The 20464-nt window shown below is 71.5% G+C and carries 18 protein-coding genes and 1 tRNA gene; 5 read left to right on the top strand and 14 right to left on the bottom strand.

Going from position 1 to position 20464, the window contains the following annotated elements; all coding sequences use genetic code 11:
• Positions 1-114: 114 nt before the first annotated feature.
• Genes LPT13_RS03695 through LPT13_RS03680 form a run of 4 tightly spaced genes read right to left on the bottom strand, consistent with a single transcriptional unit; the run spans position 115 to position 5866 of the window.
• Positions 115-1017: a formate dehydrogenase accessory protein FdhE gene (locus tag LPT13_RS03695; RefSeq protein WP_242163640.1), complete on the bottom strand. Its 903-nt coding sequence runs from the start codon at positions 1015-1017 to the stop codon at positions 115-117.
• Positions 1014-1784 (bottom strand): cytochrome b/b6 domain-containing protein, encoded by a 771-nt coding sequence (locus LPT13_RS03690; RefSeq protein ID WP_242163637.1) that lies wholly within the window; start codon positions 1782-1784, stop codon positions 1014-1016. Before LPT13_RS03690 ends, LPT13_RS03695 begins: the two co-directional genes overlap by 4 nt.
• A complete protein-coding gene (locus LPT13_RS03685; RefSeq protein ID WP_242163635.1) occupies positions 1777-2709 on the bottom strand; it encodes a 4Fe-4S dicluster domain-containing protein in 933 nt (310 codons plus the stop codon). Before LPT13_RS03685 ends, LPT13_RS03690 begins: the two co-directional genes overlap by 8 nt.
• 10 nt (positions 2710-2719) lie before the next feature.
• Positions 2720-5866 (bottom strand): molybdopterin-dependent oxidoreductase, encoded by a 3147-nt coding sequence (locus tag LPT13_RS03680; protein WP_347263835.1) that lies wholly within the window; start codon positions 5864-5866, stop codon positions 2720-2722.
• 358 nt (positions 5867-6224) lie between these two features.
• Here LPT13_RS03680 and selA point away from each other — a divergent pair, with 358 nt between their 5' ends.
• From selA to LPT13_RS03660, 3 genes are all read left to right on the top strand, one after another.
• A complete protein-coding gene (gene selA, locus LPT13_RS03670; protein WP_242163629.1) occupies positions 6225-7745 on the top strand; it encodes an L-seryl-tRNA(Sec) selenium transferase in 1521 nt (506 codons plus the stop codon).
• Positions 7742-9667 carry a selenocysteine-specific translation elongation factor gene (gene selB, locus LPT13_RS03665; protein ID WP_242163626.1) on the top strand — a complete coding sequence of 642 codons (1926 nt, stop codon included), beginning with the start codon at positions 7742-7744 and terminating at the stop codon, positions 9665-9667. Before selA ends, selB begins: the two co-directional genes overlap by 4 nt.
• Positions 9668-9918: 251 nt before the next feature.
• Positions 9919-10015, top strand: a tRNA-Sec gene (locus LPT13_RS03660).
• A gap of 90 nt (positions 10016-10105) precedes the next feature.
• On the opposite strand, the gene LPT13_RS03655 is transcribed toward LPT13_RS03660, so the two are convergent.
• The 5 genes from LPT13_RS03655 to LPT13_RS03635 form a co-directional block, all read right to left on the bottom strand.
• A complete protein-coding gene (locus LPT13_RS03655; RefSeq protein WP_242163624.1) occupies positions 10106-10759 on the bottom strand; it encodes a TatD family hydrolase in 654 nt (217 codons plus the stop codon).
• An 18-nt stretch (positions 10760-10777) separates the two neighbouring features.
• The gene (locus tag LPT13_RS03650; protein ID WP_242163623.1) at positions 10778-11074 is read right to left on the bottom strand and encodes a nitrate ABC transporter substrate-binding protein; all 297 of its coding nucleotides are present in this window, start codon (positions 11072-11074) and stop codon (positions 10778-10780) included.
• A gap of 2 nt (positions 11075-11076) precedes the next feature.
• The gene (metG, locus tag LPT13_RS03645; RefSeq protein WP_242163620.1) at positions 11077-12666 is read right to left on the bottom strand and encodes a methionine--tRNA ligase; all 1590 of its coding nucleotides are present in this window, start codon (positions 12664-12666) and stop codon (positions 11077-11079) included.
• 540 nt (positions 12667-13206) lie between these two features.
• Positions 13207-13959 carry a hypothetical protein gene (locus LPT13_RS03640; protein WP_242163618.1) on the bottom strand — a complete coding sequence of 251 codons (753 nt, stop codon included), beginning with the start codon at positions 13957-13959 and terminating at the stop codon, positions 13207-13209.
• A gap of 74 nt (positions 13960-14033) precedes the next feature.
• Positions 14034-14675 carry a DUF4230 domain-containing protein gene (locus LPT13_RS03635; RefSeq protein WP_242163617.1) on the bottom strand — a complete coding sequence of 214 codons (642 nt, stop codon included), beginning with the start codon at positions 14673-14675 and terminating at the stop codon, positions 14034-14036.
• Between the two features lie 95 nt (positions 14676-14770).
• On the opposite strand from LPT13_RS03635, the gene LPT13_RS03630 reads away from it, so the two are divergent.
• Positions 14771-15130, top strand: coding sequence for a YccF domain-containing protein (locus LPT13_RS03630; RefSeq protein ID WP_242163615.1), 360 nt, complete (start codon positions 14771-14773; stop codon positions 15128-15130).
• Positions 15131-15516: 386 nt separating this feature from the next.
• Here LPT13_RS03630 and nifU read toward each other — a convergent pair whose 3' ends face one another.
• Together nifU and nifS are read right to left on the bottom strand one after the other, a co-directional pair.
• Positions 15517-15990 (bottom strand): Fe-S cluster assembly scaffold protein NifU, encoded by a 474-nt coding sequence (gene nifU / locus LPT13_RS03625; RefSeq protein ID WP_430622554.1) that lies wholly within the window; start codon positions 15988-15990, stop codon positions 15517-15519.
• 33 nt (positions 15991-16023) lie between these two features.
• Positions 16024-17229 (bottom strand): cysteine desulfurase NifS, encoded by a 1206-nt coding sequence (gene nifS / locus LPT13_RS03620; RefSeq protein WP_242163613.1) that lies wholly within the window; start codon positions 17227-17229, stop codon positions 16024-16026.
• 192 nt (positions 17230-17421) lie between these two features.
• Between nifS and LPT13_RS03615 the strand changes: the two genes are divergently transcribed.
• Positions 17422-17823 carry an RrF2 family transcriptional regulator gene (locus LPT13_RS03615; protein WP_242163610.1) on the top strand — a complete coding sequence of 134 codons (402 nt, stop codon included), beginning with the start codon at positions 17422-17424 and terminating at the stop codon, positions 17821-17823.
• A gap of 37 nt (positions 17824-17860) precedes the next feature.
• On the opposite strand, the gene LPT13_RS03610 is transcribed toward LPT13_RS03615, so the two are convergent.
• The 3 genes from LPT13_RS03610 to rsmI all read right to left on the bottom strand — a co-directional run bounded on the left by LPT13_RS03610 (position 17861) and on the right by rsmI (position 20439).
• On the bottom strand, positions 17861-18715 hold the full coding sequence (locus LPT13_RS03610; protein WP_242163608.1) for a DegV family protein: 855 nt from the start codon (positions 18713-18715) through the stop codon (positions 17861-17863).
• A 240-nt stretch (positions 18716-18955) separates the two neighbouring features.
• Positions 18956-19534 carry a M48 family metallopeptidase gene (locus LPT13_RS03605; protein ID WP_242163606.1) on the bottom strand — a complete coding sequence of 193 codons (579 nt, stop codon included), beginning with the start codon at positions 19532-19534 and terminating at the stop codon, positions 18956-18958.
• The gene (gene rsmI / locus LPT13_RS03600; RefSeq protein WP_242163603.1) at positions 19531-20439 is read right to left on the bottom strand and encodes a 16S rRNA (cytidine(1402)-2'-O)-methyltransferase; all 909 of its coding nucleotides are present in this window, start codon (positions 20437-20439) and stop codon (positions 19531-19533) included. Before rsmI ends, LPT13_RS03605 begins: the two co-directional genes overlap by 4 nt.
• Positions 20440-20464: the final 25 nt, after the last annotated feature.

Below are 20464 nucleotides of genomic sequence, written 5' to 3'. Positions count from 1 at the left end.
CGCCCCGAAGCGCGCGGCCTCGGGCACGCGGTGCAGGGCCGCCGGCGCCCCGGCGGCGAGAGGGGCCCCGGCGACGGTGCCGGGCAGCGTCAGGCGCGCGTCCACGGCAGCCCCCTAGCCCTCGGCGGCGGCCAGGGAGGGGTCGCGGGCGATGGCGTCGAGCCGGGCCATCACCACGTCCTCCACCTCGTAGGCCACCGGCGCCAGGGCGTCCCCGGCGTAGAGCGTGCGGATGTAGCCGCCGCACTCGTCGCAGGCGGCCAGGCGGTGGGCGTCGTCGCCCTCCACGTTGTAGAAGTGCAGCGACGTCTGGGCGGTGGTGCCGCAGCGGGCGCAGCGCACCCGCTCGAACTCCCAGGACGTGCCGCACTGCAGGCACGCGAGCCGCCGGCCGCGCCCGGCCGTGGACGTCTCGCCGCCCACGTGGGCGAGCGCCGGCGCGCTGCCGCACACGGGGCACGCGAGCGGGCGCGGCCCCTCGGGCCCGGCCGCCTCCAGGGCCGCCGACGCCCGGGCCGCCGGGCCCTCGATCAGCGGGCGCAGGGCCAGCGACGCCAGCAGCGTCCCCAGGCGCGCCGCCTGCCCGTCCAGGCCGTCGTCGGCCAGCACGGCCTCCAGGTCGGCCAGCCACGCCGCCGGGTCCGATCCGGCGAGCGTCAGGTCGCTGGCGCGCACGACGCGATCCCACCGCACGGCGCCGAGCGCCTCGGCCACCGCCGGCGGGAAGGCGCCGTGCGCCAGGGCCGCCGCGGCCACGGCGTCGGCCACCCGGGCCAGCGCCGCGCCGTCCACGGCCGCCGGCGCCTGGGCCAGCACCGACCGCCCCTCGCGCCGGGCGGCGCGCAGCGCGTGGGCCGAGGGCGGCTCCCAGGCCGCGTCCGTCCCGGCCCCGGCGTCGTCGGCCGCGGCCTGCGCCGCGCCCCACAGCCCCCGGAAGAACGCCAGGCGCCCCCGGTCGGCCTCGTCGAGCGAGGCCCCGTAGCCGCGGATGGCGGCGTCGATCAGCCCGAGGTTCATCGGCGGGCCTCCTTCTCCACGACGTTCTCGCCGCTCTCGAGCTCCTCGCGGGCCCAATGGCCCCAGTGGTACAGCGCGTCGGACTCCGACACCATGCCGTCGCCGAACATCAGGCGCGCGCTGCCCCGGTAGGGCTGGAAGATGCCCGCGCCCAGGAAGATGTGGGCCAGGCCGAACACGCAGATGAGGAAGAACCCGATGTCGTGCAAAAACAGCGTCCAGGCGTACACCGCCGGGAAGCTCGCCACGGTGGAGCCCACCAGCAGGATGACGCCGGTCACCGCCATGAGCGCGCCGGAGAACCACAGCATGCCGTCGGCGAAGCGCTGGCCGCTCTTCAGCTCGTGCTGGTCGGGCATGTGGATCCACTTGGCCATGAACAGGTAGGGGAAGAACAGGATCATCCACTTCTTGTCATCGGAGTCCCACTTGGCGAACAGGTTCCTGAAGATGTGGCGCACGCCCTTGGGCGCCAGGAGCGCGCTCACGAGCGGCACCGCGATGAAGGCCACGCCGATGACGCGGTGGGACATGCGCATGGCGAACACCACGCCCGGGCCGGCCGCCTGGGCCAGCGCCGGGATGAACACGAACAGGCCGCTTACCACCAGCCACAGGCAGCAGGCGATGGTGACGCCGTGGGTGACGCGGGCCTGGAGCGAGTGGCGCTTGATGAACCGCTCCGTGCCGGAGGCCTCCTGCGCGCGCAGGAACTCCTCGTCGGCCCGGGCCTCCGCGGCCGTGGGGACGTAGGCCTCGTTACTCATGGTCGCCTCCCTTCCTCCGCGGAAGATTCTCCAGGATGTGCTCCTTGACCGACTCGGTGTCCTGGCCGTCGCCGTGCTTGATGACCTCGCGGGTGTCGACGTCGAGCGTGTCGCCGGTCGCGGGGTTGTAGGCGCGGCGGTCGCGCTTATAGCCGGCGCCCAGGGCGAACATGGCCGCCAGGCCCGCCACGGTGAGCCCCGTCACGGCGCCGGTCACCGGCTTCATGACCTGAGTGAGCTGCACCGCCGGGTTGACGGCGGGGTCGGGGCGCTGGCCGTGGGCCGCGGCCCCGTACTTGAGCACCTGGATGACGTGGAGCCCGCCCACCTCGTCGGCGCCGTAGGCCACGGCGTCGGCGTAGCCGCGCTCGCGCAGGACGGCGGCGCGCTCCTCGGCCCGGGCCACCATCTCGTCGCGGTCGCCGAAGCTGAGCGCGCCGGGCTGGCAGGTGGTCACGCAGGCGGGCGCCAGGCCGTTGGCAACGCGGTCGACGCAGCCGGTGCACTTGTTGATGACGCCGCGGTCCCCGGCGTAGCGGGGCACGTCGAAGGGGCACGCCGACGCGCAGAAGCGGCAGCCTATGCACCGCGCGGCATCGGTGGTCACCAGGCCCGTGGCCTCGTCCACGAAGATGGCGCCGGCCGGGCAGATGGTGGCGCAGGGCGCGTCGCCGCAGTGCTGGCAGGAGCGGCGCCCGAAGGCCCACTTGATGCCCTTGGGGCCGCCCTGCTCCTCGGAGAACGTCATGACGAGGCGCGTCACGCCGCTCAGGTCCGGGGGGTTCTGGTAGGTGCCGGTGAACGACGGGGCGTCGGCGTTGAGCGCCGTGGGCGACGGCAGGTCGTTCCAGCACTTGCACGCCGCCTGGCAGCCCTTGCAGCCGCTGCACTGGGACGTGTCGAACAGTATCGCCTTCTCAGCCATGATCCCCCTCCTATGCCTTCTCGATGTCGACGAGGAACGCCTTGTACTCCGGCACCTGGGTGTTCGGGTCGCCCACGTTCGGGGTGAGGTCGTTCACCATGCTCTCGGAGGTGGCGTAGACGCCGGCCCAGCCGAAGTGGTGCGTCATGCCCACGAGGTGGGTCAGCTTGCCGTTGACCGTCATCGGCTTGAAGCGGTGCGTGATGACGCAGTCCACCACGGCCGAGCCGCGGTTGTTCCACACGCGCACCTTGTCGCCGGCCTTGATGCCCTTTTCGGCGGCGAGCTCGGGCGACAGCTCGATGAACTGGGTGGGCATGGCCTCGATGAGCGCGGGGCACATGCGGGTCTGCCCGCCGGTCTGCCAGTGCTCGACCACCGAGTAGGTGGTGGCGGCGATGGGGTACTCCTCGTTGGTGCCGCGCTTCGTGGACGGGTAGTCGGCGAAGCGGATGCACGGCGAGCTGAAGGCGCCGTTGAGCGGGTTCACGTCCGTCGGCGACTCGAAGGGCTCGTAGTGCTCGGGCAGCGGGCCGTCCTCCATGGCGTAGCTCTCCAGGCGGGCGTTCTGCTCCCACAGCATGAAGAAGGCGTTGTCGTTGGGCGGCACGGGCACGCCGCCCTGGGCGGCCACGAAGTCGGGCTGGTCGAAGGTCTTCCAGGCCTCGCCCGTCCACTCCACGAGCACCTTGTCGGCGCTCCACGGGCGCCCCGCGGGGTCGGCCGAGGCGCGGTTGTACAGGATGCGGCGGTTGGACGGCCAGCTGAACGACCAGTTGGAGTACAGCCCCAGGCCGCTCGGATCCTCGTGCCCGCGGCGGCAGCACGCCTGCTTCTCGGGGTCGAGCGGGGCCTCGGAGTTGGCCCAGAAGCCGGTGTAGATCCACATGGCGCAGGCGGTCGAGCCGTCGGCGGCCAGCTCGCCGTAGCCGGAGCACAGGTCGACCTCGGCCCGGGCGAAGTCAGTGCCGTCCACGCGGTAGCCGTTGAGGGCCCAGGCCACGGGGCGCGGGTCGATCTTGCCGTCCACGTAGTAGTCCCACTTGGCGTTGAGCACCGGCGCCGGGTTGGCGCCGCCCTCGGCCTCGTACAGGGCGCGGATCTCGCGCCACAGCAGGTCGCAGATCTCGTAGTCGGGCTTCGCCTCGTCCCAGGGCTCCACGGCCTGGTGGCGGTACTGGATCCAGCGGCCCGAGTTCAGGATGAGGCCCGGCTTCTCGAAGATGAGCGCGCAGGGCAGCAGGAACACGGTGGTGTCGATGGAGGCCGGGTCCATGTCCGGCGCCTTCCAGAACGTGGCCGACTCGGTGGCCACCTGGTCGACCACCACGAGCCAGTCGAGGTTGCTCATGCACTGGCGCACGTTGGCGGTGTTGGGCGCCGAGTTGGCGGGGTTCATGCCCCAGTTGAAGTAGCCGCGGATCTTTCCCTGCTCCATCATCTCGAAGGACGGGATGATGGTGTCGGCGAGGCCGCCGGCGTGCACCTTGGGCCACCAGTCGTAGCCGTAGTCGTTGTCCGCCGTGGCGTGCTCGCCCCACCACTCCTTGAGGCTCGACACGAGGAACTTGGGCTTGTTGGTGTAGTAGCCGTCCGCGTAGGTCTGGCTCTCCATCCAGTCGCGCAGGCTCTTGCGGTCGGTGGTGTTGGGCCACTTGAGGTAGGCGGGGTGCTCGTTGACCATCATGCCCATGTCGGTGGCGCCCTGGACGTTGGGCTCGCCGCGCAGCGCGTTCACGCCGCCGCCGGCCATGCCGATGTTGCCCAGCAGCAGCTGGACGATGCACATGGCGCGGGTGTTCTGGGCGCCGTAGGTGTGCTGGGTCTGCCCCAGGGCGTAGAGGATGGTGCCCGACTTGTCCGGCGCGCCCGAGGCGGCGTAGGTGGCGTAGACCAGCTCGAGGGTCTCCTTGTCCATGCCGCAGATGGCACATACGGTGTCCAGGTCGTAGCGGGAGTAGTGCTTCTTGAACTGCTGCCAGACGCACAGCGGGTCGGCAAGCGTCATATCGCGCTTGGGATGCTCGACGGTCGGGGGCGTGAAGGCCGGCACGCCGGGGGCCGCGGCCCACGCGTACGCGCCGCCCGGCGCGGTGTCCCAGTGCGACTCGCTCTCCACCTGGTAGTGCCAGGATCGGTTGGAGTAGGTGGCGCTGTCGGCGTCGAAGCCGGAGTACAGGCCCGTGGCCGGGTCGAACCCGTAGTCGGGGTCGAGCAGGTAGGACGCGTTGGTGTAGTTGAGCACGTAGTCGTGCTGCCACAGGTCATGCTCGATGATGTAGTTGCAGAGCCCGCCGTAGAAGGCGATGTCGGTGCCCGAGCGGATGGGGCAGTAGATGTCCGCCAGCTCCGCGGTGCGGGTGTAGCGGGGGTCGACGACGATCCACTTGGCGCCGCGCTCGTGGGCCCGGTTGAGCCACTTGGCGCTGACGGGGTGGTTCTCGGCGGAGTTGGACCCGCAGTGGAGGATGACGTCGGCGTTTTGGAAGTCGCACCAGTGGCTCGTCATGGAGCCGCGACCGAATGATGCCGCCAGACCGGCGACGGTGGGGCTGTGTCAAACACGCGCCTGGTTGTCGATGGCAACCAGGCCGAGCGACCTCATCATCTTCAGGATGAGGTACTCCTCCTCGGAGTTCTGCTGGGACCCGCCCAGGCTCGCGATGCCCTCGCAGCGGTTGACGGTGAGGCCGTCCTCGACCTCGACGAAGGTGGCGTCGCGCGTCTCCTTCACCTTGCGGGCGATCTCCTTGATGGCGTCATGCCAGGAGATGGGCTCCCAGTCGGCGGCGCCGGGACGGCGCACCAGCGGCTTGGTGACGCGGTCGGCGTTCTTGGACACGGCGCCCGTGGCGGGGTCCACCACGTTGCGCAGCTGCAGCATGGCCGCGCCCTTGGGGCACAGGCCGCCCTCGTTGATGGGGTGGTCCGGGTCGCCCTCCAGGTTGACCAGCTCGCCGTCGCGCACCGAGCACAGCGACCCGCATCCGCCGGCGCAGTAGCAGCAGATGTTGGTGTACTCCTCGGTATTGACGAGCTTCCAGTCCCCCGACGCCTCGACGGCCAGGGCCGGCGAGGCGGCCGTGACCTCGTAGGCCATGGTCGCGGCGAGCGCGGCGCCGGTGGCCTTGAAGAACCCGCGGCGTGACAGTGTCATGGGCTTGCTCCTTTCCTCGTCTCGCTCCTTCTACTTCCTCGCGGGCCCCGCCGGGGCCCGTTTTCGGCGCGACGCAACATACCAGCACGCGGCCGCGGCGCACCTGGCGATCTCGCGCGGGCCGCTTTCTGCAGATTCCGTCCATTGATGAGGGCCCTACCTGAAGTTTTCCCTGGTGAATACCGTGTCGCGACCAGGGAGGAGGGCGAGGGCGGCGGATCTGCGGGCAGGGCCGGGGCGCAGGGGGGTTTCCGCCTTCTGTCAAGGGGGCGCCAGGCCGCCGCGCGCGGGCCGCGGCGGTGGTAGAATGCGCGTCGTACCACGCAATTTCCCCCCTTCCCTCCCCCTAAGGAGAGCCATGAGCGAAGAGAAGTCCCTGAACGAGCGCCTGCGGGCGCTGCCGAGCGTCGACCAGATGCTCAACCTCCCCGCCCTGGCGGCGGCGCTCGGCCAGGCGCCCCGCGACCGGGTGGCCGACGCCGTGCGCGCGGCCCTCGACGCCGCCCGGGCGCGCATCCTGGCCGGCGAGGAGGCGGATGTGACGGCGCAGGCCCTGGCCGACGGGGCCCTGGCCGCGCTCGCCCGCTTCCAGCGCCCGTCGCTGCGCCGGGTGGTCAACGCCACCGGCGTCATCATCCACACCAACCTCGGGCGCAGCTGCCTGGCCGAGAGCGCCGTGCGCGCCGTCGAGGAGGCGGCGCGGTCGTACTCCACGCTGGAGTACGACACCGAGGCCATGGCCCGCGGCAGCCGCCACAGCCACTGCGAGCGGCTGCTCTGCGCGCTCACCGGGGCCGAGGCGGCCATCGCCGTCAACAACAACGCCGCCGCCGTCATGCTCGTGCTGGCCGAGTTCGCCGCCGGGCACGAGGCCGTGGTGTCCCGCGGCGAGCTGGTGGAGATCGGCGGGTCGTTCCGCATCCCCGACATCATGGCCCAGTCCGGCGCCGTCATGGTGGGCGTGGGCACCACCAACAAGACGCACCCGGCCGACTACGAGCGCGCCATCGGCGCCGACACGGCCATGCTGCTGAAGGTGCACACCTCCAACTACCGCGTGGTGGGCTTCACCGAGACGGTGCCGGCCTCCGCCATGCGCGCCATCGCCGACGCGGCCGTGGCGGCGCGCCGGGCGGCCGACCCCGCGGCGCCCGGCATCATCGTCTACGAGGACCTGGGCTCGGGCGCGCTGCTGCGCCCGCCGGCGCTCGGCGCCGACGCCGAGCCCACGGCCGGCGAGGCGCTGGCCCAGGGGTGCGACCTGGTGTCCTTCTCGGGCGACAAGCTGCTCGGCGGCCCGCAGGCGGGCATCGTCATCGGGCGGCGCGCGCTCATCGACCGGCTCAAGGCCAACCCCCTGGTGCGCGCCCTGCGCCTGGACAAGATGACGCTCGCCGCGCTCGAGGCCACGCTGCGCCTGTACCTGGAGCCCGAGCGCGCCCTGGCCGAGATCCCCACGCTCGCCATGCTCTCCGAGCCCGCTGCGTCGGTGCGCGAGCGCGCCGGGCGGCTGGCGGCGCTGCTCGAGGGCGCCGTGGGCGGCGCGGCGGCGGTGTCGGTGGTCGACGAGGTGAGCTGCGTGGGCGGCGGCACCCTGCCGCTGCTGGAGATCCCCTCGGCGGCGGTGGCGCTCGCCTTCCGCGCCGAGGACGGCGCCCAGCGCTGCGAGGAGGCCCTCATCCGGCGCGCGGCCGTGCCCGTGGTGGGCCGCATCCGCCAGGGTCAGCTGCTCTTCGACGCACGCACCCTGACCGAGGACGAGCTGCCGCTCGTCGCCGAGGCCGTGGCCGCCGCCCTGGGCGGGGACGCGGGCGCAGGCTACGGGGCGGCGGGCGACGCCGGGCCGTCCGGCGCCCGGGACGGGGAGGTGGCCCGATGAGCGCGCAGCCCTCCCTCATCCTGGGGACCGCCGGCCACATCGACCACGGCAAGTCCTCCCTCGTCCGCGCGCTGACCGGCACCGACCCCGACCGCCTGGCCGAGGAGAAGCGCCGCGGCATCACCATCGAGCTCGGCTTCGCGCAGCTCGAGCTGCCGAGCGGGCGCGCGCTCGGCGTGGTGGACGTGCCGGGCCACGAGCGCTTCGTGCGCTCGATGGTGGCGGGCGCCACCGGCGTGGACGTGGCGCTGCTGGTGGTGGCGGCCGACGACGGCGTGATGCCGCAGACCGTCGAGCACCTGGCCGTGCTGGAGCTCCTGGGCGTGCGCACGCTGGTGGTGGCGCTCACGAAGGTGGACCTGGTGGACGACGAGTGGCGCGAGTTCGTGGCCGGCGAGGTGGCCGCGCGCCTTGAGGGCGGCCCCTACGCGGGCGCGCCCATCGTGGGCGTGTCGAGCCGCACCGGCGAGGGCCTGGACGATCTGCGGGCCGCCATCGACGAGGCCGCCGCGCGCGCCGAGCGCACCAAGCTCGACGGCCCGGCGCGCCTGCCCGTCGACCGCGTGTTCACCGTGCGGGGCTTCGGCACCGTGGCCACCGGCACGCTCTGGAGCGGCACCGTGGCCGAGGGCGACCCGCTCGTCGTGCTGCCCGCGGGGCTGGCCACCCGCGTCCGCAGCATCCAGATGCACGGCCATGACGCCGCCGAGGCCGCGGCCGGGCACCGCGTGGCCGTGAGCCTGGCGGGGCTGTCCACCGACGAGGTGCGGCCCGGCGACCTGCTGGCGGCGCCCGGCGCGGTGGAGCCCACCGACCGCTTCGACGCCGAGCTCGCCTACCGCGACCCCTTCGCCCTGGGCAAGCCGCTCAAGACCGGCGCCCGCGTGCACGTGGCCCACGGCACCCGCGAGGTGCTCGGGCGCGTGCTGCTCATGGACGGGCGTGAGGCGCTCGCCCCCGGCGAGACGGCGTTCGCGCAGCTGCGCCTGGAGGAGCCGCTGCCCGTGGCCTACCGCGACCGCTTCATCGTGCGCTCCTACTCCCCCGTCCACGTCATCGGCGGCGGCACGGTGCTCGCCGCCCACCCGCGGCGACGCACCAACCTCAAGGACGAGGAGCGGCTGCTGCTCGGTGCGCTCGGCGAGGGCGACGTGGACGGCGCCGTGGGGGCCCACCTGGGGCTCGCCGCGCTGCCCGAGCCGCTGGCCGAGGTGGCCGCGGCCGCGGGGCTGGACGAGGCGACCACCGCCGCGGCCCTCGGGCGCCTGGCCGACGAGGGCGCCGTGGCCGTGCTGGAGGGGCGCGAGCCGCTCTACGCCCGGCCGGCCCTCATCCAGAAGGCGGTCGCCGCCGTGGAGCGGGCGCTCACGGGCTTCCACGCCGCCGACCCCCGGGCCACGGGCATGGCCAAGGATGCCCTGCGCCAGGCCGCCGCGCCCGCCGCGGCGCCGGCGGTCTTCGACGCGCTGCTCGACGAGGCCGTCCGGCGCGGGGCCGCGGTGCGCTCCGGCGGCGAGGTGAGCCACCCCAAGGCCGGCGCCGGAGCGCGCATGGCCGAGGCCGAGGCGGCCGACCAGCTGTCCGCGGCGCTGGCCGCGGCCGCAGGGATGCCGCCGACGCTGCCCGAGTTCTGCGAGCAGTCCGGCATGGCGATGCCCCAGGCCCGCAAGGCCGCCGCGGCCCTCGAGCGCGACGGGCGCGCCGTGCGCATCGACTCGGAGCGCTTCTACGACGCCGCGGTGGTGGAGGGCTACCGCCAGCTGGTGGCCGGCCTCATCCGCGAGCGGGGGCCCGCCACGGCCGCCGACCTCAAGGACGCCATGGGCATCACCCGCAAGTACGCGATGCCGCTGCTCGAGCGCTTCGACGCCGAGGGCCTCACCCGCCGCGAGGGCGACCTCCGCGTCCTGGTGGAGCGCTAGGGCGCGCGAAGGCTTCCCCAGCTTCCCCCGCTCCCCGGCGCGCCCGCCCCTCCCTCGCAAGCGCGCCGGGCGCCCGCCCGGTCGTGGCGGCTGCCGCGCGCAGCGGCAGCGCCCGCCTGGCTGCGATGCTCCCCCGACGTGTCCTCGCCTCAACGTCGCGGCGACGGACGAAAGTTCCCGCGCCTCCCGCCGCGGGCATGGGGTATCATGGCCATCACTGCGGGCGGCTCCTCACCAGGCCGCCCCTTCCTGGAGATGAATGGGGCCTGGTGGCCCCCGCGGCCTTCAAAGCCGTTGTGAGGCGCGCAGAACGTCTCGGGTGTGTTCGATTCGCACGCATCTCCGCCAGAGACGCGCGCGGGCCCCGCGACCACCAGGTCGCGGGGCCCGCCTTTCTTCCGGCTCCTCCGCCCGCGCGGCGGCGCCGGCCCTCTTCCCCTATTCCCCGCGCTGCCAGGGCGTCGGCTCGCGGTCGAGCAGCCCGAGCGCGTTCTCCAGCGTGTGGCGCATGAACTCCCAGCGCGCCGGCGTGCGGTCGCCCTCGAAGCCGCGCACGTCGGCCAGCTTGGCCGCCGTGAACACGACGTGCTCGGGCCCGCAGGTGGTGCCGCGCAGGGGCTCGGGCGTCATGTAGGGCGCGTCCGTCTCGGTGAGCAGCCGGTCGAGGGGCACCAGCTTGGCCGCCTCGCGCACGTAGTCGGCCTTCTTGAACGTGAGCGGCCCGCCGAAGGCGATGTAGCAGCCCGCGTCCACCCAGCGGGCGAGCTCGGCAGCGTCCAGGTTGAAGCAGTGCAGCAGCGTCCCCGCCTCGGGGAATCCCTCCTCCGACAGGATGGCGAAGCCGTCGTCGTGAGCCTCGCGTAGGTGCAGCACGACGGGCAGGCCGGCCTCCTTCGCCAGGCGGATCTGGCGGCGGAACGCCTCGCGCTGGTCCTCGCGCGGCGACAGGTCGTAGTGGTAGTCGAGCCCGATCTCCCCCACGGCGCTCACGTTCTCGTCGTGCAGGCGCTCGCGCAGGCGCGCCTCCAAGGCGTCGTCGTAGTGCGCGGCGTTATGGGGATGGCACCCGATGGCGATGCGGATCCGTGGCACGCACGGAATGGGCACGCCTCAACAGTGGCGGGCGATGGTGCGGATGCCGATGGCGCCCTCGCGCTTCCACTCCCCCAGCTTCTCGAAGGTCGTATCGCCGTCTTCCCACACGTCCACGATGGTCTCGATGAAGCGCACCTTGTGCAGGGCCGCGCGCGCCAGCGCGAGCCCCGGGTCGGGCAGCAGCTGCAGGTGCGCGTGGGTGTCGGCGACCGACGTGAACAGCGTCGGCGACGCCACCACCTCCCATTCCCCGTTGCGCCTCTTCCTCCGGAAGAACTGGTCCCGGAAGACGGGCTCGTCCTCGCGCGCCACGGCTACTCCATCTCCAGGTCGATGGTCTCGGCGTCGAGGCGGGGGAAGAGCGGGTCGCCCGTCTCCACCAGGTTGCCGGCGGGCAGCTGGCCCCAGGCGGTGGCGGCCTCGATGTCGTCGACGCCCGTCACGTCGCCCAGGTGCAGGCGGCGGAAGACCTCAGCCGACGTGGCGGGCGCGAACGGCGCGAAGTACAGCGCCAGGATGCGGATGGCCTCGAGCAGGTTGTACATGACGAAGGCCAGCTCGTCGGCGCGCTCCGGATCCTTCGCCAGCTTGAAGGGCTCGGTCTCCTCGATGTAGCGGTTGGCGCGGGCGGCCAGGCGCTGCGCCGCCGCCGCGGCCGCGGTGAAGTCGACCTGCTCCATGGCCGCGTCATAGGCCGCGTACAGGCCGGCGGCCTCGTCGCGCAGCGGGTTGTCGGCGCCCGCCATCGACACCGGCACCGCGGGCACCAGCGCGTCGAAGTACTTCTTCGTCATGTTGAACACGCGCGACACCAGGTTGCCCCAGGTGTTGGCCAGCTCGTTGTTGTACACCTGCACCATGCGCTCGAGCGAGATGGACCCGTCGTGGCCGAACTGCACGTCGCTCATGAAGTAGTAGCGGTAGGCGTCCACGCCGAACACGCGCACCAGGTCGGCGGGGCGCACGGCGTTGCCCTTCGACTTCGACATCTTCTCGCCCTTGGTGAGGAGGAAGCCGTGGCCGAAGACGGTGTGGGTGACGGGCAGCCCGGCCGCCATGAGCATGGCCGGCCAGATGACGCAGTGGAAGCGGATGATGTCCTTCCCCACGAAGTGGTACTGCATGGGCCAGGCGGCGTCGAACTCGCCGGGGCGGTCGGGGTCGGCGTACCCGATGCCCGTGAGGTAGGCGATGAGCGCGTCGGCCCACACGTAGGCGACGTGGCCCTCGTCGAAGGGCAGCGGCACGCCCCAGTCGAAGGTGGAGCGGCTGATGGAGAGGTCCTTCAGCCCGCGGCTCACGAACGACACGATCTCGTTTCTGCGCGACTCGGGGCGGATGAAGTCGGGGTGCGCCTCGTAGAAGTCGAGCAGCGGCTGCTGGAACTCGGACAGCTTGAAGAACCAGTTCTCCTCGCCCGAGGCCATCAGCTGCACGGGGCGCTTGCAGTCGGGGCAGACGAAGGTGCCCTCCTCGTCCTTCTCCAGGTCGCTCTCGGCGTAGTAGGTCTCCTCGTGGACGCAGTACCAGCCCTCGTAGGCGCCCTTGTAGAGGTAGCCCTTGTCGTAGAGGTCGGTCCAGAACCTCTGGACGGAGCGCGCGTGGCGCGGCTCGGTGGTGCGCACGAAGTCGGTGTAGGTGATGCCGAGCATGTCCCACGCCTCGCGGAAGGCGGGCTCCATCGAGTCGCACCAGGCCTGCGGCGTCATGCCGTGCTCGGCGGCCACGTCGGCCACCTTCTGGCCGTGCTCGTCCATGCCGGTGACGAAGGCCACCTCGCGCCCGTTCATGCGCTGGTAGCGCGCCACGGTGTCGGCGGCGATGGTGGTGTAGGCCGTCCCCAGGTGCGGCGCGGCGTTGACGTAGTAGATCGGCGTGGTGAACGCGTAGGTTCCCTTAGGCATGGAGCGACTCCTCTTCCCGGGGCCGACGGCCAATGACGCCGCCAACCCGCCAGCATACAGCCGCTCATTGTACCACGAGCCGCGTGTGCGCCGCGTTCCCGCGTGCCCGCGCGGCGCGCGCCACGTCCGCCGCCACCTGCGTGCGGCGCGCCCGTCGGCGTGGCCGCACGCCACGCCAAAGTGCGCTGCACCCTCCACCAGCGCCACCACCGCCTGCATGCAGCGCGTCCGCGCGTGCCGCCCGTGTGCGCCGCCAGCGCGCCGACGCGCGCCAAGTGCACAGAATTCACGACTTTGCGACGCGCACCGGTAGCTTGGAGGCCAACCTTCCCCCGAGACCCGGGCATTTCCGCCCCATTCCGCCCCAAAAGCCCGAAAAAGCACTTCCCACTGTCGCAAACTCGTGAATTCTGTGCACTTCAACGCCACTTTGCGGCACCAGCCAAGCCCGCACTCCCGCTGATCCCCATCCTTTACAAAATAGGAAAGAAAGGAAAAATTGGGAAAGAGAGGAAACGACGCTATAAGTTAAAAGGTCATTTATTTAGCAACGTTATACGACTCATCAGCATCAAGCGCCACGATGAGCGACTGCTCCAGCCTGTCCAGGCTCTCCTCGGGACACGGGAAGAGGTAGACGAGGATGTCCTGCTCATATTTCGCATCGGCGTAGACATCAACGTTGCCACGCCCGGCGAAGTCATCAGCGACACCTTGCCCGATGCTCCGCGACTTCCCCACGTAGATGCCGCGGTATTTCCCGAAACCCTTCTCCTTGGGCGCATGATCGTAGACGGCGATGGCGTAGCAGCCCGGATAGCCGAGATACGTCTCCTCGGAAGCGCGCTCGTGCGTCTCCTTGTTCTCTCGGAAGCGCTCGACGCTCATCCGAACGCCAGCGCCCTCGAGAATGACGCGCCGCGCCTCAGCGCGGGCCTGCTCCTCCTTGCGCGCATCAAGGGCATCGCCGATGGGATCGAACACCCTCTTCGCCGCCGCCCCGACCGCGCCGGCGACACCGGCAGCTGCATCGCCGATAGCAACACCCGCCTTCTGCGCCACATCAGGTGCCGCGTCGGCCATCTTGCCAAGGGCGGGCTGCGCTACCTTCCCCACCTGCGGAGCAACCTTGGCGGCAGCCTTCACCACAGGCAGGGCCGCCTGAACCGCGAGGGCCGCCTTTCCACCCGGAATAACCGCAGCGGCGGCCAATCCGACCACCTCGAAAACAGCGTCGACAGCCGCCTGGTAGTCATCGGCGGTCTTCGCTGGCGCATTCTTCTGCTCTGCCATATTCACTCTCCTCTCTCCTGCATGGTCATGGTAGCGGCGCCTTTGCTGTGCGTCCTTAGCTCGCCGCTAACCCACTACTCCCCCGCCTCTGGGGGCTCGAACTCGATGGCGTAGCCCTCGGGGAGGGCGGCGGTGAGGAGGGCGCGGACGGAGGCCTCGGCGTTGGCCTGGGCCTCGGCGAGCACCTCGCCGGCGAGCGCGGCGGCCTCGGCCTCCTGGCGCGTCTTGTCGATGTACTGGGTGACGTCATCCACGTGAAGGGGGTTGAACAGGCCCTCCTGCTCGTGGAGCGTCTTGAAGCTCTCGGTGTCGATGGCGTCGGAGAGCACCTCCGCCGGCGGCAGCGCCACGTGAACCGTCTGGCCCTCGACCGCGACCGACGCCGCGTCCAGGTTGACGCCCGCCTTGATGGTGCCCGAGTAGGTCAGGATGAAGAACTTCTCCGTGAAGGGGATGTCCACCAGGTCGAAGAGCCGGCTGGAGCTCGACACCTTCTCGGCCACCGTGTAGGACTGCTCGGCCGTGGCGAGCTCGTTGATCTGGGATATCTCCTCGAGCAGGATGGCGGCGTCGACCTTTGCCGAGTCGGGCCGGTCGGGCGGGTTGTACGTCAGCAGGAGGGTCGCCACCACCGCGCCGCCCACCAGGCCCAAGACGATGCCCCCGAGAAACGACTTCGCCTTCGCCCCCAGCTTCCACTTCTTCTTCGTCGCCATCCGCCTCCCCTTTCCCCTGGTTCTTCTGCCGGCTCCATATACGGAGCCGTTACAATTATCGTAGCATAGGGCGGGGCGATGGGAGCGGAGGGCTCGTGAGCACGGTTGCCAATATCGTTTGGATTATCCTGGGCGGGGTGTTCACCGCCCTCTGGTGGTGCGTGGCGGGGATGCTGTGCTACGTGACCATCGTCGGCATCCCGCTGGGGCGCCAGGCGTTCAAGATGGCGGCGCTGACGCTGGCGCCGTTCGGGAAGACGGTCGTCTACGGCGGCGGGGCGCCCTCGCTCGTCGCCAACGTCGTCTGGCTCGTCATCGCGGGCATCCCCATGGCGCTCTACTACGCCGTAGCCGGCGTGCTGTTCTGCGTGACCGTCATCGGGCTGCCGCCGGGGATCCAGCTGTTCAAGATGGCGAAGCTCTCGCTGCTCCCCTTCGGCGCCGTCGTGCGCTAGGGCGCGCGCGAGCCCCGCGCGGGGCGGGCCCGGCGGCTCTCGGGACGCGGGAAACGCGCTGGGCGCGCTCGAACAGTGCGTCACCTCGCAGACGCGAGGCGGCGTTTCCGCCAAAAATCGGACTTGTGCGCTCCCGCGGGGGTGTTACGCAGTCCCTGCGAGAGTTAGCCGCGGCTTTTTCCTGGCGAAACACCCCCGATACGCCGGAGGCGGCCCTCGACGGGCCGCCTCCGCGGTTCACAAGTCCGATTTTTGGCGGAAACGCCGCCCGCGGCATGCGCAGGGCGGGGCGCCGGGGATGCGTCAGGCGCGAGGCGCATCACCCGCGCGGGGCGCGGCACGGCGCGCGAGGCGCCGGGCGCGGCGTGGCGCGTGGGGCGCCCGTTCTACAGGTCGTCCGCATCCTCCACGAGCTCGACGCCGTGATGGTGGTCGTGCTCGCCGATGTCGCTCACCGGCTTCTCGAGGCCCTCGATCACCAGGTTGTGCTTCTCGGCATAGTCCCACAGCGCCGCGTGGATGGCCTCCTCGGCCAAAAGCGAGCAGTGCACCTTCACCGGCGGCAGCCCGTCGAGCGCCTCCATGACCGCCTTGTTGGTCACCTCGAGCGCCTGCTGGACGGTCTTGCCCTTCACCAGCTCGGTGGCCATGGAGCTGGTGGCGATGGCCGCACCGCAGCCGAAGGTCTTGAACTTGGCGTCGCGGATGACGCTGTCGTCGTCGATGTCCAGGTAGATGCGCATGATATCGCCGCATACCGCATTGCCCACGGTGCCGCAGCCGCTCGCGCCCTCGATCTCGCCGACGTTGCGCGGGTTGGTGAAGTGGTCCATGACCGCCTCGGAGTAGTTCATAGCCATGATGGTTCTCTCTTTCTGACTGGGATGGGCGGCCTAGGCGGCCATCTTCTCGATGATCGACTCGACGCGGCCCTGCTGGTAGTCCTCGTAAAGCGGGCTCATCATCCGCAGGTTGCCGAGCGTCTGCTTGAGGCAGTCGATGGCGAAGTCGACGTCCTCGCGCGTGGTGTCGCGGCCGAGCGTCAGGCGCAGCGAGCCGTGGGCGATCTCATGCGGCAGGCCGATGGCCAGCAGCACGTGGCTCGGGTCGAGCGAGCCCGACGTGCAGGCGCTGCCCGACGACACGCAGATGCCGCGCGCCGCCAGCTGGAGCAGCATCCCCTCCCCCTCGATGAACTCGAAGGAGAAGTTGACGTTGTTCGACAGCCGCCTCGTCGCGCTGCCGTTGAGGCGCGCGTGCGGGATCTCGGCGAGCACGCGGGCGATGGCGTGGTCGCGGATGGCCGTCTGCCGCTCGCGCTCGCCGGCCGCCTCGGCGCAGGCCAGCTCGGCGGCCTTGGCGAAGCCCACGATGCCGGGCACGTTCTCGGTGGTGGCGCGCCGCCCGCGCTCCTGCTGGCCGCCGTCGATGAGGTTGGCCAGCTTGACGCCCTTGCGCGCGTAGAGCATCCCGACGCCCTTGGGGCCGTTGAGCTTGTGGGCCGACGCGCTCAGAAGGTCGATGCCCAGCTCGCGCACGTCGATGTCCTCGTGGCCGAAGGCCTGCACCGCGTCGGTGTGGAAGGCGACGCCGTGGGCGCGGGCGATGGCGGCCAGCTCGGCGATGGGCTCGATGGTGCCGATCTCGTTGTTGGCGAACATGACCGACGCCAGGATGGTGTCGGGGCGGATGGCGGCCTCGAAGGCGGCCGGGTCGACCAGGCCGTCGCCGTCGACGGGCAGGTAGGTGACCTCAAAGCCCTCGCGCTCGAGCGCCTCGCAGGCATGCAGCACCGCGTGGTGCTCGATGGCGCTGGTGATCAGGTGGCGCCCCTTGCCGGCGTTGGCGCGGGCGAAGCCCTTGATCGCCCAGTTGTCGGCCTCGGAGCCGCCGCTGGTGAAGTACACCTCGGACGGCTTGGCGCCGATGAGCCCCGCCAGCGTGGCGCGGGCCGCCGCAACGGCGTCGGAGGCGCGCTGGCCGGCCGGGTAGAGCGACGAGGGGTTGCCGAAGTCCTCGGCGAAGTAGGGCATCATGGCCTCGAGTACCTCGGGGCGAACCGGGGTGGTCGACGCGTTGTCCAGGTATATCTGCTTCATGGGTGTCCTCGGATCCTCATTGTCTAGTAATTTGCTGGACTTTAATATAGACTGCCGTGAGACAATGTCAAGTGTTTTGGTAGATTTAATTCCGCGGTCGCGAAATCGCCATCGCTCGCGTAGGATGTGGGGAGAGGCCGCGAGCGACGGGCGGCGCCAGCGCGCGGACGAGGAGCCCCGGAGAGGAGCCCGATGAAGATATCGACGAAGACCCGCTACGGCATGCGGTTCATGATCGACCTGGCCCAGCACCGCGAAGGCGGCTGCGTCGCCCTGAAGGACGTGGCCGAGCGCCAGGGCATCTCGAAGAAGTACCTGGAGCAGGTGGTGGCGCCGCTCACGTCCGCCGGGCTGCTGCGCGTGACGCGCGGCTACCAGGGCGGCTACGAGCTGGCCCGCCCGCCCGAGGACATCAGCCTGGCCGACATCGTCTCGGCCAGCGAGGACGGCCTGGAGCTGCTCGACTGCATGAGCGGCGTCTTCGCCTGCGAGCGCGCCGAGGGCTGCCCCTCGCAGCGCATCTGGGGCGGCATGGAGCGCGCCATCCACGACTACCTGGCCGGCATGACCCTGGCCGACGCCGTCGCCGACTAGGCGGCGGGCCGGGCGCGCGGCACCCGGCGCCCCCCCCCTACTCCGCGGCCACGGCGGCTATGCCGAAGGAGCCGGGGCCGCAGTGGGACGAGATGACGCCGCCGGTCTCGATCCAGGTGACCTCCTGGAAGCCGGCGGCGCGGACGCGATCCTCCACCTGGCGCTGGAGCCCCTCGTCGAGCCCCTCGTTGCGGATGAGCGCCACGCGCGCGACGTCGAGCGGCTCGCGGGAGAGGAAGTCGTCGACCAGGGCCAGCACCGCCTTCTCCATGGACCCGCGCAGCTTCTTGGTGGCCACCAGCTTGCCGTCCAGGATCTCGATGACCGGCTTGATGCGCAGCAGCTGCGCGCCCAGGTAGGCGCCGTTGCTGAGGCGGCCGCCCGCGCGCAGGAAGTCCAGGCCGCCGGGGATGAACGCCATGCGCACGCGCTCGACCTGGCTGGCGACGAAGGCCTCCACCTCGGGCAGCGGCGCGTCCGGGTGATCCTCCAGGAAGCGCGCCGTGTTCGTGACCACCAGGAACAGTCCGGCCGTCACCGACTTCGTGTCGATGGCCGTCACGTCGCCGCGCCCCTCGGCCGCCATGCGCGCCGACTCGAACGAGCAGGTGGTGCAGGCGGAATACGCCAGGTACAGCACGTGCTCGCCCGCGCTGCGCGCGTCGATGCGGGCGAAGGCGTCGGCGAAGTCCTGCGGGGTGCAGCCGCTCGTGCGCGGCAGGTCGCCGGTGGCGCGGTAGTGCGCGAAGATGTCCGCGACCGGGAAGCTGCCGTCGTCGAGGCTGCGATCGCCGAAGGTCACGTGCATCGGCACCATCTCCAGCCCGTAGCGCTCGACGAACTCCGCGGGGATGTCCCCGCCCGTCTCCGTGACGATGATGTAGCGGCCCATGGCGCCCTCCCCCTCCAACCTGTCCCCGCGCCCGTGTGCGGCGGCAATTTAGTTTGAGAATCTAAGTGGTTAGTTATTCCCCAGTTTACCAGCGAAATGGGGAATACTCGACGCCATCACAAGGGAAACACAGCGGAAGGAGGGGAAGGAAGGAGGGATGGAGGGCGCGACGGAGCGCGACGAGCGGCGGGGCGGCGCGGGGTGCGGGGGCGGAATGCGGGGCGCAGGGATGGCCGGGGCTCAGCGGAGCTTGGCGCGGCGGGCGCGCCAGTCGGGCATGAGGCGGTCCATGGCGGCCTGGAAGCGAGGTCCGTGGCCCCGCTCGATGAGGTGACACAGCTCGTGGACGACCACGTACTCCAGGCATTCGGGCGGGTAGAGCGCCAGCCGCACGTTGATGCAGATGCGGCCGGTGGACGGCTGGCAGCTGCCCCAGCGGCTCGTCATGTTGCGGTAGGCCACCGTGCCGGCGCGCACGCCCATGATGGGCTCCCAGGCGGCGATGAGCGCGGGCACGCAGGCCTCGACGACGGCGCGCCACTCGGCCACCTCCTCCGGCGTGGCCGCGGCGGCGCGCGCCCGGGGCGACGCGGCCAGGTCGCGGCGGCGCGCCTCGATCCACGGGCGCTTCTCGCGCACGAAGGCGCTGACGAACGCGTCGGACGTGCGCGGGGGCGCCGACACGGCGACGGTGCCGTCGGGCCGCACGCGCAGGTTCACGTTCTTCACGCGCTTGCGGGTGAGGGCCACCTCCAGGCCGTCCACCACGAGCACCCGCGTCTCGGCCCTGGCGCCGCGCGGGCCGCCGGCGCGCGTCACGGGCGCTCCGCGCGCGGGCCGTTCGCGCCGGCATCCCGGGCGCGGGCGGCGGCCATCGCCAGGTCGTAGGCGTCGTTGCGGGCGATGCCGCAGGCGGCGGCCACGCGGCGGGCGATCTCCTTGGTGCGCAGGCCCTCGGCCGCCAGCTCGGTGGCCATCGCCTCGGCCGAGGCCGCCGCCTCCTCGGCGCCGGCGGCGGCCTCGGCGGCATTCGGCCCGTCGATGACCAGCACGATCTCGCCGCGGATGCCGCCCGGCCCCGCGGCGCGGCGCGCGAACTCGTCGCGTACCTCGGGCGCCGGCCCGCGCACCACCTCCTCGTGGAGCTTCGTCAGCTCGCGGCAGACGGCCACGTCGCGCGCGGGCAGCGCCTCGGCCACCACGGCCAGCGACGCGGCCAGCCGGTTCGGGCTCTCGTAGAAGATGAGCGCCGCGTCCAGCCCGCGCAGGGCCTCCAGGCAGGCGCGCTGCTCGGCGGCCTTGCGCGGGAGGAAGCCGCCGAAGTAGAAGCGCGGGTTCACCGTGCCGCTGGCCACGTAGGCCGTCGCGGCGGCCGTCGGCCCGGGCAGCACCTCCACCGGCGCTCCGGCCGACCGCGCCGCGGCCACCAGGCGCAGCCCCGGGTCGGACACGCCGGGCATCCCCGCGTCCGAGCAGTAGGCGATGCGCTCGCCGGCCAGCACCCGCTCCACGACGGCCGCCGCGCGGGTTCCCACCAGCGCCTCGTCTAGCCGCTCGAGCCGCTTCCCTATCCCGAAGGCCGCCAGCAGCCGCCCGGTCACCCGCGTGTCCTCGGCGCATACCACGTCCGCCTCGACCAGCGCCGCCCGCGCGCGGTCGGTCATGTCGCCCAGGTTGCCCAGGGGCGTCGGCACTATGATGAGTTTTCCCGTTCTCGTTTCCATAGACGGGAATTATAGCCCGCACGCG

This window comes from Adlercreutzia faecimuris, from assembly GCF_022669055.1.
Classification (GTDB): Bacteria; Actinomycetota; Coriobacteriia; order Coriobacteriales; family Eggerthellaceae; genus Enterorhabdus; species Enterorhabdus faecimuris.
The sequence above is the reverse complement of the archived record's forward strand: the minus strand, read 5'-3'. Positions and strand labels throughout refer to the sequence as shown.